Origin of the sequence: Nakamurella alba, assembly GCF_009707545.1 — a bacterium.
Taxonomy (GTDB): Bacteria; Actinomycetota; Actinomycetes; order Mycobacteriales; family Nakamurellaceae; genus Nakamurella; species Nakamurella alba.
Genome location: NZ_WLYK01000008.1, coordinates 407781 through 422124, shown reverse-complemented (window position 1 = coordinate 422124; position 14344 = coordinate 407781). Strand labels below are relative to the sequence as shown.

Genomic DNA, 14344 nt, shown 5'->3' with positions numbered 1-14344 from the left:
TCGTGCAGAATGCGCAGGATCATGATTCCGACGGAGGGCGACATGAGCAGCCTGCACGGTTCCGCTCCCGGCGGACCTGTCACCCGGCGACCGGCTGATCAGTTGGATGCACGGATCCTGCGCGAGCTCGATCGCGATCCCCAATCCACACTCGTGGCACTCGCCCAGCGCCTGGGCATTTCGCGGAACACCGTGCAGGCGAGGATCACCCGCCTCGAAGCGGGAGGCAACCTGCTGCCGCATTCCACCCGGGTCGACCCGCGGGCGCTCGGCTATCCCATCGCTGCAGTGGTCGTGGTGACCGTTCGCCAGCAGCAACTCTCCACAGTGACGGATGCCCTTTCGGTTCTCCCCGAGGTGCTCGAGGTGCTGGTGCTGGCGGGCAGCATGGACCTGCTGGTGCACGTCGCAGCGACGGACGCGGATGACCTCTACCGCATCACCGGCTGCGTACAAGGCATGACCGGAGTGGTGCGCACGGACACCTCCATGGTCATGCGACGGCTGGTGGACAGACGAGTGGCACCACTACTGGATCGGCTGGCGGCCGGACCGGCGGGCAGCTGACGTCCCGCTGCTCGGAGCGCCACGTGAGCCGGCGGAGTGCACGTGGAGGCGGGTCATTACCCTCGCGAAGGGTGCCCTGCCAGTGCCTGGCAGGGTGATCCGCCGGTGCCTAGCGTGGGGCACGCACGAGAAGGAGCACAGCATGAACATCGAACCCCGCCGCCCCGCGGTCAAGAACCCACCGGAGCAGTTCGCCGGCGACGTGTGGGTGGAGGCGATCGTCGCCCCGCACACCGACGACCAGCGGACGACCGCCGCCCTGGTGCGTTTCGCCCCCGGCGCCCGCACCGCCTGGCACTCGCACGCCCGGGGCCAGTACCTGCACGTCACCGCCGGGATCGCCCGGTTCGGCGGACGGGACGGCACGGTGATCGAGGTGCACGCCGGCCAGACGCTCTACACCCCGCCCGGAGAGGATCATTGGCACGCCGCCACTCCCGACGGGTTCATGGAGCACATCGCGCTGCTCGAGCAGGCCGACGACCCGGCCACGACGACGTCGTGGAAGGAACACATCACCGAGGCCGAGTACAACGGCGGTGCAAGAGCATGACCGAGCCTGCACCGTCGGGCGCGCAGCGCATGTTCGGCGACTTCGCCCCCGGCCTCGTCCACCTCACCGACGACGTGCTCTTCGGGGAGGTGTGGGAGCGCCCGGAGCTGGCCAAGCGCGACCGCAGCCTGCTCACCGTCGCCGCCCTGCTGACGTCCGGGAACACCGAGCAGCTGACCTTCCACCTGCAGTTCGCGAAGGACAACGGCGTCACCGAGGCCGAGTTGATCGAGGGCATCACGCATCTCGCGTTCTACGCCGGCTGGCCGAAGGCGATGTCCGCAATGGCGGTGGCGAAGCAGGTCTTCGCCGATCCGGCCTGATCCGGCCTGTTCCGGAATGACAACGGACACCACCGCCGCCACCATCACCCCGACCCGGCCCTCGCGGCTGTCGCTGCGCACCGGTCGCGCGCTGGCCGCGGCCGGATTCCTGGGCGTGTTCGCCGCGTCCGGCGCTCCGGTCGCGCTCTTCCAGCGCTACCGGGAGCGTGGACTGGTCACCACCGGGGAGCTCTCGCTGGCCACGGTCGCCTACTTCCTGGGCGCGATGACCGCGCTCGTCGCCCTCGGCCGGCTCTCCGACCACCTCGGCCGCAAGGTCGTCATCATCGCGGCCATGCTGCTCGCGATGGCCGGCACGGTCGTCCTGCTCGACGTGCAGGGCTTCGGCAGCCTGCTCGTCGGCCGGATCCTGGCCGGGCTGGCCTGCGGTCTCGCCCCCGGGGCGATGGGCTCCTACCTGGTCGATGCCGCGCCACCCGGTGACCGGCTCGGGCCGGCGGTGGCCGGGAGCGGTGCGATGGTCGGGCTGACGGTGGGCTCGCTGCTCACCGGAGCCCTCGCCCAGTACGGGCCGTCGGAGCACGCCGGGGCGATCGCGGTCGGCGTGGTGCTGCTCGTCGCTGCCGTCCTGATGGCCCTGTGTCCGGACACCGTGCCCCGCAGGCCCGGGGCCTGGCGCTCGCTGCGGCCCCGGGTGTTCGTCCCGGTGCAGGTCCGGCCGTTGGTGCCGGTGGTGGCGGCGGTGGCCGTCGCGACCTGGGCGCTCGGCGGCTTCTACCAGGCGTTCGGCCCGGTGCTGGCCGCGGACGGGCTCGGATCGCACAACACACTCGTTGCGGCGGCGGTGTTCTCGGCCTTCAACGGCCCGGCGGTGATCGGCGGACCGCTCGCCACCCGGATGCCGGCCCGCACCGCGCAGGCGGTCGGCATCGGGGTGTACCTGCTCGCTGTGGTCGGCATCCTGGTGTCGCTGCATGCCGGATCGGTGGCCTGGTTCCTCGCCGTCAGCGTGGTGGCCGGCGTCGCGCAGTCGATGGCGTTCACCGCCGGACTGCGCCGGTTGCTCGGACCGACCGCGATCGGCGACCGGGCCGGCGTCATCTCCACCGTCTACCTGATCGCCTACTCCGGCGCCGCCGTCCCGGGTCTCATCGCCGGGCGGCTGGCCGGGGTGTTCGAGATCTCCCAGATCCTCTACGGCTTCCTGGGTCTCGCCGTGATCGCGGTGGCCATCACCGGCGTGTTCCTGCGGCGGACCGACCCGGCCGCCGCGCCGGTGACGCAGCCCGTCGCGGCCGAGCAGACGTCCACCCGCTGATCCGACCTCCGCCGGATCCGGCGGCGTCATTTCGGGTCGCGGCCTCCTGCCGTCCACGGCCGTGGTGCGGGAGTGGTCAGAGGTGTGCGGGGTGCGGGAGGGTCAGCCCCTGGTCGCACTGCCGTCGACGGTGTCCTGCAGTACGGCGTTCTCGGCCTGCTGGGTGGCGCCCCAGGACGCCAGCAGCCGCAGTCGCTCGGCCGAGGCCGATCCCGGCTCCGCCGAGTAGATCATCATCACCGCGCCGGGCTCCGCGGTCACGGTGAAACCCTCGTAGGAGAGCACCAGCTCGCCGACCACCGGATGCCGGAACCTCTTCGTGCCGGTCCCGTGCGCGCGCACGTCGTGCACCGCCCAGAGGCGACGGAAGACCTCGCTGCGGGTCGACAACTCGCCCACCAGGTCCTGCAGCCCCTTGTCGTGCGGATCCCGGCCGGCCTCGGCGCGCATGACCGCGACGCACATCTCGGCGAACAGGTCCCAGTCCGGGTAGAACTCCCGCGAGGCCGGGTCCAGGAACTGGAACCGTGCGAGATTCGGTGTGCGGCCGCCGGTCCCGATCATCGGCGAGTAGAAGGCCCGGGCCAGCGCGTTCATCGCGAGCATGTCGTGATGCGGATCCCGGATGAACGCGACACCATCGGTGACCGCGTCCAGCGCCCACTGCAGGCTCGGCCGCGCCGCCGACTGACGGGTCGCCCGCCGCCGCTGCCGGCCGGAGGTCGGGATCCCGTCCGCGGCCCTGGCCAGGTCCAGGAGGTGGGCCTGCTCGGTGTCGTTCAGCTGCAACGCGCGCGCGACGGCATCCAGCACCGATGCGGAGGCGCCGCCGATCGCACCGCGCTCCAGGCGCGCGTAGTACTCCACGCTGACCCCGGCAAGGGACGCCACCTCGCTGCGACGCAGTCCTGCCACCCTCCGGTTGCCGGCGACCGGCAGACCGGCGGACTGCGGGGTCACCTTCGCGCGCCGGGAGACGAGGAACTCACGGACCTCGGCACGGTTGTCCATGGCGTCAAGGGTAGGCGCGATCCCGTGCACGAGGGGTGCCCTGTCGGTGCACCCCAGTACGGTCGCCACGGCGGCCGGAACCGGGCATTCACGACATGGACTGCCGCCGTGTCCTTGTCGGTGCGAAGGGGTGGTGCAGCGGTCTGCGGGGGACATCTCTCAGGGGTGTCGACCAACTCGTCGGATCTATCTTTGCTTCACTATTGCAAGTTCACTTCAAATAGTGCATCGTCAGTGGTGTCAGCAGCAGCCACCGCGAGAAGGAGACAGCACGATGACCACCGCACAGATCACCAGCACCGTCACCTCCACCGACGGCACCGCCATCGCCCTCGAGACCCACGGTCCGGCCGGGGCGCCGACCGTGATCGGCGTGCACGGCGCCACTGCGTACCGCGGGATCCTGAACACCGCAGGCGATCTCGCCGACGCCACCGGCCTGCGCACCATCAGCTACGACCGCCGTGGTCGCGGGGAGAGCGGCGACACCCTGCCGTACGCCGTGGAGCGCGAGATCGAGGACATCGCAGCGATCGTCGACCTCGCACCCGAGGGCGCCTGGCTGCTCGGCGAGTCCTCCGGCGCCGTGCTCGCGCTGGAGGCGGCCCTGGCCGGCGTCCCGGTCCGCGGGGTGATCGCGTACGAGCCGCCGTTCGTCGTCGACGCGGGCCGCCCGTCGGTGCCCGCCGACTACGTGCAGCGGATCGACGCCCACATCGCCGCCGGTCGCCGCCTGGACGCCTTCAAGCAGTTCAGCCTCGAGGGTGTCGGCATGCCGGCCGAGATGGTCGAGGGCATCGCCGAGGGACCCTGGTGGCCGCTCGTCGAGCCGGTGGCGCACACCCTGGCCTACGACGGCCGGATCATGCGCGACACGATGCGCGGCTCCGCGTCGCCGCTGGCGCGCTACGCCGCGGTGCCGGTTCCGGTGCTGGTGCTGGCCGGCGCGGAGTCCTGGCCGTTCGTGCACAGCGCTGCGCAGGCTCTTGCCGCGGTCCTGCCGGCCGGCGAGCTGGAGCTGCTGCCCGGCGCCGATCACCAGCTGCAGCCGGCGACCGTCGCCGGCCCGATCGCCGCCTTCGTCGCCCGGACCGCTCGATGACCCGCTACCTCACCGCCCAGCTGTTCATCAGCCTGGACGGCGTCGTCGAGTCGCCCGAGGAGTGGCATTTCCCGTTCGTCGACGACGAGCTGCTCGAGCTCGTGAACGACGAGCAGGAGGACGCCTCGACGCTGCTCCTGGGGCGCCGGACCTACGAGAACTTCGCAGCCTCCTGGCCGCTGCGCGACGACTCCGTGCCGCTGGCGAAGCACCTGAACAGCATGGAGAAGGTCGTTGTGTCGGACACTCTCGAGAAGGCGGACTGGGAGAACAGCCGGATCCTGCGCCCACGTGGGGATCTCGCCGGGGTCGTGCGGGAACTGACGGCCGGTGCGGGTGAGCCGATCACCGTCGCCGGCAGCATCGATCTCGTGGTGGGGCTGCTGCAGGCCCGTCTGCTGAACGACCTGCAGCTGCTGGTGCATCCGGTGGTGGTCGGCAGAGGCCGGCGACTGTTCGACAACTGGACGGGCGAACCGCTCCGGCTCGACTCGGGCATGACTGTGGCGGAGACATCGAGCGGGGTCCGCAGGCTCAGCTACTTCCGGTCGCGCCGGCGATGACGACGCGGACCTACGGCCAGTTCTGCGGCCTGACCCGTGGCGCCGACCTGCTCGGCGGCCGCTGGTCGTTGCCGCTGGTCCGCGATCTGCTGCTCGGCCCGGCCCGGTTCACCGAACTGCTGGCCGGATTCCCGGGCATGCCCACCAACCAGCTCACCAGCCGCCTCCGCGAGTTGGAGGACGCCGGAGTGGTGCGGCGGGTCATCGGCGGGGAACGCGGAATCCGGTACGAGCTGACCGAGTGGGGTCGCGAACTCGAACCGGTGATCACCGCACTGGGGCGCTGGGGAGCGACGCGGATGGACGAGCCGGTGGAGGGCGAGATCGTCACCGTCGCCGGCCTGGCGACCATGCTCCGCACCAGCTTCTCCGGTCGTCTGCACGCCGGGCCGGAGGCGCCGACGGTGTTCGAGGTCTTCGAGGGTGACCTGGTCGCGCATGCCACCGTGTGTCGCGACGTCATCGAAGTGGCGACCGGGCCTGCGGATCACCCGGACCTGCGGGTGTCCGCGGGCGAGCACTTCCGGGCCTTCATCGCCGGCGAGTACTCAGCAGCGGAGTACGCCGCGCTGCCGGACGTCCGGATGGAGGGGGATCCCGCCCTGCTCGAGGAGTTCGCGGCCTTGTTCCGGATCCCGCTGGAACTGCCCCGGGTGGTGCGCTGATCCGGCACCCGGATCTACGTATGTTGGCGGATGTTGCGTAGGTGCAACCGTTGGAAAGTAGGTGTCAACAGCCCGAGGGACCGCCCCCGGACGGACACCCACCAGGAGCACACCATGTCCCCCATCGAACTCATCGCCCTGCTCGCCCTCACCGGCTGGGCCATCTACAAGCAGACCGTCATCACCGAGGTCACCGCCTCCGGCCGCTTCAAGATGGCCATCATCTACGCCGCCGTCGGCCTCGCAGTCGGAGGCTTCGCGATGCCCCACACCACCGGCGCCGCCGCCCTGCTCATCGGTGGCTTCGCCCTCTCCGCCCTCGTCGGCCTGGCCCGCGGCCACTACACCAAGATCTGGATCACCGAAGACGGCAAGACCATGCGCAAGGGCACCGCCCTGACCATCGCCCTGTTCCTCGCCCTCGTCGCCGCCAAGTTCGCCCTCGGCACCCTGGCCTACTTCCTGCACATCGACGACGGCGCCGGCTTCGGCGAGATCCTCTTCATGATCGCCATCATGATCGCCGTCCAGGCCCAGATCGTCTTCAACCGTGCCCAGGCCCTGCACACCGGAGCCCGCCAGCTCGCCCACAGCCTCTGAACACCCACCGGAGCACCCCGTAGCGTCCGTGGAAGTTGGCCGTCATAGCGGCCACTTCCACGGACGCACAACGTGTTTCGCGCCCTGGAGGTCCTGCAACGAGTGAGCAATAGCTCACGGGGTGCAGGAGGCTGCGGGGTCGGGCGAGGACGTCGAGGGCCCACCTGCGAGCGCCGAACGAAACGGCGTCCTTATGCTGCAGGGGTGGATCCGGTACTGCTGTCCAAAGGTCAGAACGTCCCGCTGCCCGCAGAACTGCTCCGGTTGAAGGTCCGACTCGAATGGTCCTTCGCCGATTTCCCCGATCGACCTCGATGTCGTCGGACTGCTGCTCGGCACGGATCATCGTGTGCGTTCCGATGCCGATCTTGTGTTCTACAACCAAGGTTCGTCAGCCGACGGTGCAGTGGTCCACGCCGCCAAATCCCTCGGTGACACCAACGGCACCGACGACCTGGTCATCGACCTGGACGTCCTGCAGGAGGACGTGGACTGTGTTGCCGTAGCAGCGAGTATCGACAGCGGATCCTTCGGCGACCTGTCGTCGTCCCGACTGTCGATCGTCGACACCGACGGTGCGGTGCTCTACAGCTACGAGATGACGGGTCTGACCACCGAGCGCGCATTGCTGCTCGCGGAGATCTACCGCCGCTCCGGTGCCTGGAAGATCCGTGCCGTCGGCCAGGGATGGGAATCGGGCCTCGCCGGCCTGGCCACCGACTTCGGGATCAACATCGATGAGGCGCCGGATTCCGACGGATCGGACGGGGAGCCCGTCGACGCAGACATCGAAGTAACGGAGGAACCGGGCGAGCCTGAAGGTGTCCCGGCCGCACAAGAGTCCGTGCCACCCCCACAGGTCGTTCCCGCCCCACCTCGCAGAGTTCAGGTGAAGGCGAAACCGGCGAAGAAGATCCTGCCCCCGCACTCCGTTCTCGGCCTCGACCCTTCCTGGCAGTCGTCGAGGTTGTTCTCGATCGCCGGCATCGGCGGGGCGGACGAGCAGGAGAAACGTGCGACATCGGCGCTGATGTGGACCCTCGGCGCGATCAAGCCGCTGGCACGCAGTCTGACCGCACGAGCGGGCGCTCCGGTCGGTGCGACGGAGACATTCCTCGAAGTCCCCTTCACCATCGGGGATCGGAAGGTCATCCCGGACGCAGCCATCCGGATCGCCCGCGGTCAGAAGTCATGGACCGCACTGGTCGAGGTCAAGACCGGCGCCGGCGTCCTGCGTCGCGAACAGCTGGAGGCCTACCTCCAGGTCGCGAACAGGAAAGGCTTCGACGCCGTCATCACCATCTCCAACGACGTCGCCACCGACGCCGGAACCCACCCCGTCGACATTCCGGCGAAGGTGACGAAGAAAGTCCAGCTCATCCACATCTCGTGGTCGGAGATCATGCATGAGCTCCGGATGCTGCTGTCGCATCACAGCTTCCCGGACCAGATGCAGGTGTGGGTCGCCGCCGAACTCCTCCGCTACCTGGAACATCCCCGGTCGGGTGCTCTCGCCTTCCACGACATGGGACCCGGCTGGGTGGAGGTCCGCGACGAGGTGGTCGCGGGCACGCTCACACCGGCCGACAAGAAGGCCGGGCAGGTCATGGACAGCTGGTTCAAGCTCACCAGGCAACTGGGCCTCGGACTCACGGCCCGTCTGGGGGTTCCCGTCAAGCAGGTGCTGCCGCGCAGCCATGTCAGCGACATACTCCTCCGCCGCGGCGAGAACCTCGAACAATTGGCCACCGACGGCGTGCTGAGCGCGACCTACAAGGTTCCCGGCGCCGCCGGTCCCATCCACCTCGTCGCCGATCTCCGGACCAACACCGTCAGAACCTCCGTCGACGTCGCAGCTCCGCAGGAAGGAACACCGGCGAGACGTGTCGGCTGGCTGACGAAGCAGTTGAAAGAGGCTCCCGACAAAGCGGTCGTGGAATCGCATTTCACGCCACGGCCCGATGTGTGCCGGGAGAAGCTGTCGACCGTGCGGGAGAACAGCTCGGTCCTGCTGCCCGAGAAGGACCTCGAACCGCACCACTTCAAGGTCGTCGTGTCGGCTCCGCTGGGCAGCAAGCGATCCGGGGCGAAGGGGAGCTTCACCGAGTCGGTGTCCTCCGCGCTCGACGACTTCTACATCGCCGTCGTCGAGACGGTGCGCCCCTGGGTCCCGCCCGCACCTCAGCTCGATCCGGAGGACGACCTCCCGCTCGCGGAGTGACGGTCACCCCGCCGGGCACACCGACAAATCCGGAGCACAAAGGTGTTTCACGCCGAGAGGTCCTGCAACCAGTGAGCAATAGCTCACGGGTTGCAGGACGCAGTGAGGTCAGACGGTGACGGGGCGGCGGTTCCAGCCCTGCTTGGTGCGGCGCCGCCCGACGAGTCGGCAGACCACGTAGATCAGGAACGAGATGGTGGTGACGTAGGGGCTGATCGGGACGCTCGCCCCGACGGCGAGGAGGATGCCGCCGACGATCGAGGTGAGGGCGAAGAGCATCGACAGCACCGGCACCCAGAGCGCGGAGGCGGTGACCCGCATCGCGGCGGCGGCCGGTGTCACCAGCAGCGCCAGCACCAGCAGCGCCCCGACGATCTGTACGGACATCGCGACGGTCAGGCCGAGGATCACCGTGAACACCGCTGACAGCCCGCGCACCGGAACACCGCGGGCGGCAGCGATCTCGGGATCGACGGTGGCGAACATCAGCGGCCGCCAGATGATGGCCAGCACGATCAGCACGACCGCGCTGATCACCGACAGCCAGACCACCTGCGGGTCGTCGACGGCCACGATCTGCCCGGTGAGCAACCCGAACTTGTTGGACGCCCGGCCCTTGTAGAGCGACAGGAACAACACGCCCAGGCCCAGACCGAACGGCATCAGCACGCCGATCACCGAGGACCGTTCGCGCGCACGGACTCCCAGGATGCCGAAGATCAGCGCGGCGATCAGCGATCCGGCCACGGAGCCGGCCACCACGTTGATCCCGAGCAGCAACGCCAGCGAGGCGCCGGCGAAGGACAGCTCGCTGATGCCGTGGACGGCGAAGGTGAGGTCGCGCATCATCACGAAAACGCCGATGAGGCCACCCACCAGGCCGAGCACCGCCCCGGCGATCAGCGAATTGTGCACCAGCGCCAGCAGTTCGCCGTAGTTGCTGAAGTCGAACAGCCGGTCCAGCAGGTCGCTCATCGCAGTCTCCAGCCCTCATGATCGGCCGGGTGGTGCGCGCCGTGGTCGTGCACGTCGGGGTCGTGCGGGAAGTGGTCGTCCACCGACTGGTGCATGCCGGCGGTCATGTCGTTCGCCGCCACCACGACCAGCCGACCGTGGGCGTCGATGACGTCCACCGGCGCCCCGTACAGCTCGGACAAACTCTGCGAGGTCATCACCTCGGCCACCGGGCCGATCCGGAAACGCCCGCCGGCCAGGTAGAGGATCTGGTCGACATGGTCGATGACAGCGTTGATCTCGTGCGTCACGAAGATCACCGACGTGCCGTGGTCCCGCCGCCTGCGGTCCATCAGCTCGGCGACCTCGTGCTGCCGAGCCAGGTCCAGCGCGGCCAGCGGTTCGTCGAGGATCAACAGGTCCGGGTCCCCGGCCAGTGCCTCCGCGATCCGCACGCGCTGCAGCTCGCCGCCGGAGAGCATCCCGACCGGGGCATCGGCGAAAGCGGAGGCACCGACGGACTCGAGGAGATCGTCGACCGCGGAACGGGTCTCGCGGCGAGCCCGGCCGATCTGGAACGACGGTCCCCAGCGATGACCGTCCCGACCCAGCCGCACCACGTCCCGCGCCTTCACCATGGCCGCGCCGTCGATACCGACCCGTTGCGGCACATACCCGATGCGGTCGTTGCCACGGCGGACCGGCCGCCCCGCGATCCGGGCGGTCCCGCCGGACAGCGGCAGCTCGCCGAGCAGCACCTTGAGCAGGGAGGTCTTGCCGGCGCCGTTGGCACCGAGCACGGCGACGAACTGGCCGGCGGGGATACTCAGGTCCAGGTCCGACCAGAGCACCCGGTCGCCGAAGCTCAGCGCGGCGTGCGACAGCTCCACGACGGGCGCGGTCGCCGGACCGGGCCCGCCGGGTGGGGCGGCCGGTGCGGTGGAGCGCGGCACGATACTGCCTTCCGTCTTGTCGATAACTGTTCTCATCCTACTGCCGTCGCGGGCCAGGTCGTACCGCCGTGGCCGGGCGCCCAGGGTGCACCTGATCCCAGCCCTCGCCCGTACCCGCCGCGGGTGCGGTTCCGTGCCCGTGATCCACTGGCCGGGCGGCCGTACCCCGATTCCAGGTCCGGCCGCCCGCGCGGGGGATCAACCGGGAAGGACGTCGGGGTCGAGATGGCACTGCTGAACTTCCGGGACGTCGCCTCCGTCCCGGGCACCACACCGTTGACCGCGGGGCGGCTCTTCCGCTCCGCACAGCCCTTCCACCTGCGCCCGGCGGAGGTGGACCTGGTGGTGGACTCCGGGATCCGGACGATCATCGACCTGCGGACCCCGGGCGAGGTGGTCCCGCCGGACTGGGAGCCACTGGACGGTCGCGGGGTCCGGGTGATCAACGTGCCGCTCGCACAGCAGGTGATGGCGGCCGGTGCCGATCTGCCCGGCTGGGGCCACCTGTTCCGCGGCGAGGTGAGCGTCGAGGACTACCTCGGCGGCTTCTACGTGGCGATCGCCGAGCATGCGATCGCCGGGCTGGCGGAGATCACCGATGCGGTGGCCGCCGGGGAACCGGTGCTGCTGCACTGCGCTGCCGGCAAGGACCGGACCGGCACCGCGGTGGCGCTGCTGCTCGACCTCATCGGTGTGCCGCGCGAGGCGATCGTCAGCGACTACCTGCGCACCAACGACGCGGCCGACGACATCCTGGCGCAGCTGTCGAGCACGTCCCACGGGGCGGAGACCGTCGACCCGACCGTGCTGCCGCCGGGTCTGCACACCGCGCCGGAACCGGCGATCCGCCGCCTGCTCGCCCATCTCGACCAGGTCGGCGGTGGGCGGGCCGTGCTGGCCCAGGGCAGTGACGCCGCCACCCTCGGCCGGGTGGCACAGGTCCTGACCTCGTAGAGCTGCGGGGGCAGGGATCAGGCGGATGCGGACCGGCGGCGGCGGGCGACCTCCGCCAGCACCACACCGGTGGCTACGGAGGCGTTGAGGGACTCGACGGTGCGGGCCATCGGGATCGAGACGGTGACGTCGCAGACGGTGCGGGTGAGCCGGCTCAGCCCGCGCCCCTCGGACCCGACCACGATCACCAGCGGGCTGGTCGCCAGCTCGAAGGTGTCGGTGTCGACGGTGCCGTCGGCGTCCAGACCGGCGATCATCAGGCCCTCGGCCGCGTACTCCTTGAGCGTGCGGACCAGGTTGGTGCAGCGGGCCACCCGGATCCGGGCGGCGGTGCCGGCGGAGGTGCGCCAAGCGGAGGCGGTCATGCTCGCCGACCGCCGCTCCGGGATCACCACGCCGTGCGCGCCGAAGGCTGCGGCACTGCGCACGATCGCACCGAGGTTCCGCGGGTCGGTCACCCCGTCCACGGCAACCAGCAGCGGCGCGCGACCGGAATCGGCGGCGCGGGCGAGCAGGTCGGACGGGTGGGCGTAGTCGTAGGGCGGCACCTGCAGCGCCAGTCCCTGGTGGATCGCGCCGCCGGTGATCCGGTCCAGCTCCTGCCGGGAGACCTCCATCAGGGCGATCTTCTTCTCGGCGACGGCGGCGACGGCCTCCGCGACGCGCTCGTCCGGTGCCTGGCCGGTGGCCACGTAGAGCGCGGTCGCCGGCACGCCGGCCCGCAGCGCCTCCACCACGGGATTGCGGCCGACCACGGTCTCCGGCAGGTCCTTGTGCTTCTGCACGCCGCGCGCGGTCGACCCCGGACCGGTGCGCGGGGCGTCGGCACGCTTGGCCGCGGACGCCGCACGCCGGGCCGCGGGGTGGCCCTTGCGCTCCTCCGCCGACGGGGTCGGGCCCTTGCCGCGCAGTGCGCGCCGCGCCTGGCCGCCGGAACCGACGGCCATGCCCTTCTTGCTGCCCGTCTTGCGCACGGCACCGCGCCGCTGCGAGTTGCCGGCCATGTCCGGTGCCTCCTGTGATCCTCCCCGGCGGCTCAGGCCGGGCTCAACGGTGCCCGTGCGGGCACCCTCCGGCCGACCATTCTCCCAGAATGTGGGAGCAGTTCCCGCACGTCACGGTCCGGGATCGGACGGCGGCCGGAAGCCGTTGCGGCGCAGTCGATCAGGTCAGCCGACGGACCAGACCGGTCCGTCCGGGGTGTCCTCGACGACGATGCCGGCCGCAGACAGCTGATCGCGGATAGCATCGGCGGTCGCGAAGTCGCGGGCGGCGCGGGCCTGCGCCCGGGAGTCGAGCAGGTGCTTGACCAGCACGTCCGTGGCCGCCCGCAGCCGATCGTCCCCGCCGCCGGTGTTCCAGTTGGGCGCGAACGGGTCGATCCCCAGGACGGCAAGCATGCCGCGCACCGCACCGGCCTCCGCGGTGGCGGTGGTGTGATCACCGGCGTCCAGTGCGACATTCCCGGCCCGGACCGCGTCGTGCACCACGGCCAGCGCCCGCGGCACCGACAGGTCGTCGTCCATCGCGGTGGCGAATGCCTCCGGCACGGCTCCGGCGACCGGCTCGGCACCGGACCGTTCGGCGACCCGCCGCAGGAATCCCTCGACCCGGGCGAAGGCCTTCGCCGCGTCGTCGAGCGCCTCCGGCGAGTACTCGATGCTGGAGCGGTAGTGCACGCTGAGCAGGTAGTACCGCAGGGCGATCGCCGGCACCCGCTCGGTGATCGCGGTGACCGACAACGTGTTGCCCAGCGACTTCGACATCTTCTCGCCGGCCATCGTCACCCAGTGCGAGTGCAACCAGAAGCGGGCGAACGGATCCCCCGCGCCGTGCGACTGGGCGGCTTCGTTCTCGTGGTGCGGGAAGATGAGATCCAGTCCCCCGCCGTGGATGTCGAACTCCGGACCGAGATAGGTGCGGGCCATCGCCGAGCACTCGATGTGCCAGCCCGGACGTCCCGGTCCCCACGGCGAGTCCCAGTACGGCTCACCGGGTTTCGCGGCCTTCCAGATGGTGAAGTCGGCCGGGTCCTTCTTCCCGGAGCCGGACGTCTCGCCCTGCACCATCTCGTCGATCCGCTGGCCGGACAGCGATCCGTAGTCGGCCTGCTCGCGGACGGCGAAGTACACGTCACCGGCAGCGGCATAGGCCTTGCCGTTCTCGATCAGCTCGGCGGTCATCGCCAGGATCTGCGGGATGTGGCCGGTGGCACGGGGTTCCACCGACGGACGCAGGCACCCGAGCAGGTCGTAGGCCTCGGAGAAGGCCCGCTCGTAGGTGGTCGCCCACTCCCACCAGGGCCGGCCGGCCTCGGCCGCCTTGACCAGGATCTTGTCGTCGATGTCGGTGACGTTCCGGACGTGGATGACCTCGAACCCCGAGTACTGCAGCCAGCGCCGCAGCACGTCGTAGACGATGCCGGCGCCGCGCAGGTGTCCGATGTGTGGCAGCCACTGCACCGTGGCGCCGCAGTTGTACAGGCCGACCTTGCCCTCGATCAGCGGCGTGAACGGCCGCACGCTGCGGGTTCCCGTGTCGTAGAGGTGCAGGCTCACGGGAGCATGTTACGGGCACATCTCCGGGCCGCGGGGCAACG

15 protein-coding genes are annotated in these 14344 nt (G+C 70.2%); 10 read left to right on the top strand and 5 right to left on the bottom strand.

Going from position 1 to position 14344, the window contains the following annotated elements; all coding sequences use genetic code 11:
- The first annotated feature begins 42 nt into the window (after nt 1-42).
- The 4 genes from GIS00_RS19710 to GIS00_RS19695 all read left to right on the top strand — a co-directional run bounded on the left by GIS00_RS19710 (nt 43) and on the right by GIS00_RS19695 (nt 2722).
- Nucleotides 43-567, top strand: coding sequence for an Lrp/AsnC family transcriptional regulator (locus GIS00_RS19710; RefSeq protein WP_154770128.1), 525 nt, complete (start codon nt 43-45; stop codon nt 565-567).
- A gap of 142 nt (nt 568-709) precedes the next feature.
- On the top strand, nt 710-1120 hold the full coding sequence (locus GIS00_RS19705; protein ID WP_154770127.1) for a (R)-mandelonitrile lyase: 411 nt from the start codon (nt 710-712) through the stop codon (nt 1118-1120).
- Nucleotides 1117-1443: a carboxymuconolactone decarboxylase family protein gene (locus GIS00_RS19700; RefSeq protein ID WP_154770126.1), complete on the top strand. Its 327-nt coding sequence runs from the start codon at nt 1117-1119 to the stop codon at nt 1441-1443. Before GIS00_RS19705 ends, GIS00_RS19700 begins: the two co-directional genes overlap by 4 nt.
- A 16-nt stretch (nt 1444-1459) precedes the next feature.
- Nucleotides 1460-2722, top strand: a complete 1263-nt coding sequence (locus GIS00_RS19695; RefSeq protein ID WP_154770125.1) for an MFS transporter — start codon at nt 1460-1462, stop codon at nt 2720-2722.
- A gap of 102 nt (nt 2723-2824) precedes the next feature.
- Here GIS00_RS19695 and GIS00_RS19690 read toward each other — a convergent pair whose 3' ends face one another.
- The gene (locus GIS00_RS19690; RefSeq protein ID WP_154770124.1) at nt 2825-3733 is read right to left on the bottom strand and encodes a helix-turn-helix transcriptional regulator; all 909 of its coding nucleotides are present in this window, start codon (nt 3731-3733) and stop codon (nt 2825-2827) included.
- Between the two features lie 274 nt (nt 3734-4007).
- Here GIS00_RS19690 and GIS00_RS19685 point away from each other — a divergent pair, with 274 nt between their 5' ends.
- From GIS00_RS19685 to GIS00_RS19665, 5 genes are all read left to right on the top strand, one after another.
- On the top strand, nt 4008-4835 hold the full coding sequence (locus GIS00_RS19685) for an alpha/beta fold hydrolase (RefSeq protein ID WP_196073368.1): 828 nt from the start codon (nt 4008-4010) through the stop codon (nt 4833-4835).
- On the top strand, nt 4832-5398 hold the full coding sequence (locus GIS00_RS19680) for a dihydrofolate reductase family protein (RefSeq protein WP_154770122.1): 567 nt from the start codon (nt 4832-4834) through the stop codon (nt 5396-5398). Before GIS00_RS19685 ends, GIS00_RS19680 begins: the two co-directional genes overlap by 4 nt.
- Nucleotides 5395-6063, top strand: coding sequence for a winged helix-turn-helix transcriptional regulator (locus tag GIS00_RS19675; protein ID WP_154770121.1), 669 nt, complete (start codon nt 5395-5397; stop codon nt 6061-6063). Before GIS00_RS19680 ends, GIS00_RS19675 begins: the two co-directional genes overlap by 4 nt.
- Before the next feature lie 114 nt (nt 6064-6177).
- Complete coding sequence (locus tag GIS00_RS19670; protein ID WP_154770120.1) at nt 6178-6663, top strand: DUF1453 domain-containing protein; 486 nt, start codon at nt 6178-6180, stop codon at nt 6661-6663.
- A 295-nt stretch (nt 6664-6958) separates the two neighbouring features.
- Nucleotides 6959-8884: a TerD family protein gene (locus GIS00_RS19665; RefSeq protein ID WP_322098197.1), complete on the top strand. Its 1926-nt coding sequence runs from the start codon at nt 6959-6961 to the stop codon at nt 8882-8884.
- Nucleotides 8885-8992: 108 nt separating this feature from the next.
- On the opposite strand, the gene GIS00_RS19660 is transcribed toward GIS00_RS19665, so the two are convergent.
- Together GIS00_RS19660 and GIS00_RS19655 are read right to left on the bottom strand one after the other, a co-directional pair.
- Nucleotides 8993-9859: a metal ABC transporter permease gene (locus tag GIS00_RS19660; protein ID WP_154770118.1), complete on the bottom strand. Its 867-nt coding sequence runs from the start codon at nt 9857-9859 to the stop codon at nt 8993-8995.
- Nucleotides 9856-10827: a metal ABC transporter ATP-binding protein gene (locus GIS00_RS19655; RefSeq protein WP_154770117.1), complete on the bottom strand. Its 972-nt coding sequence runs from the start codon at nt 10825-10827 to the stop codon at nt 9856-9858. The genes GIS00_RS19660 and GIS00_RS19655 overlap by 4 nt, the downstream gene beginning before the upstream one ends.
- A gap of 189 nt (nt 10828-11016) precedes the next feature.
- Here GIS00_RS19655 and GIS00_RS19650 point away from each other — a divergent pair, with 189 nt between their 5' ends.
- On the top strand, nt 11017-11745 hold the full coding sequence (locus GIS00_RS19650; protein WP_154770116.1) for a tyrosine-protein phosphatase: 729 nt from the start codon (nt 11017-11019) through the stop codon (nt 11743-11745).
- A 17-nt stretch (nt 11746-11762) separates the two neighbouring features.
- Here the strand turns inward: GIS00_RS19650 and rlmB are convergent, their stop codons facing one another.
- Together rlmB and cysS are read right to left on the bottom strand one after the other, a co-directional pair.
- Nucleotides 11763-12749 (bottom strand): 23S rRNA (guanosine(2251)-2'-O)-methyltransferase RlmB, encoded by a 987-nt coding sequence (rlmB, locus tag GIS00_RS19645; RefSeq protein WP_154770115.1) that lies wholly within the window; start codon nt 12747-12749, stop codon nt 11763-11765.
- A gap of 165 nt (nt 12750-12914) precedes the next feature.
- On the bottom strand, nt 12915-14303 hold the full coding sequence (cysS, locus tag GIS00_RS19640) for a cysteine--tRNA ligase (RefSeq protein WP_322098176.1): 1389 nt from the start codon (nt 14301-14303) through the stop codon (nt 12915-12917).
- Nucleotides 14304-14344: the final 41 nt, after the last annotated feature.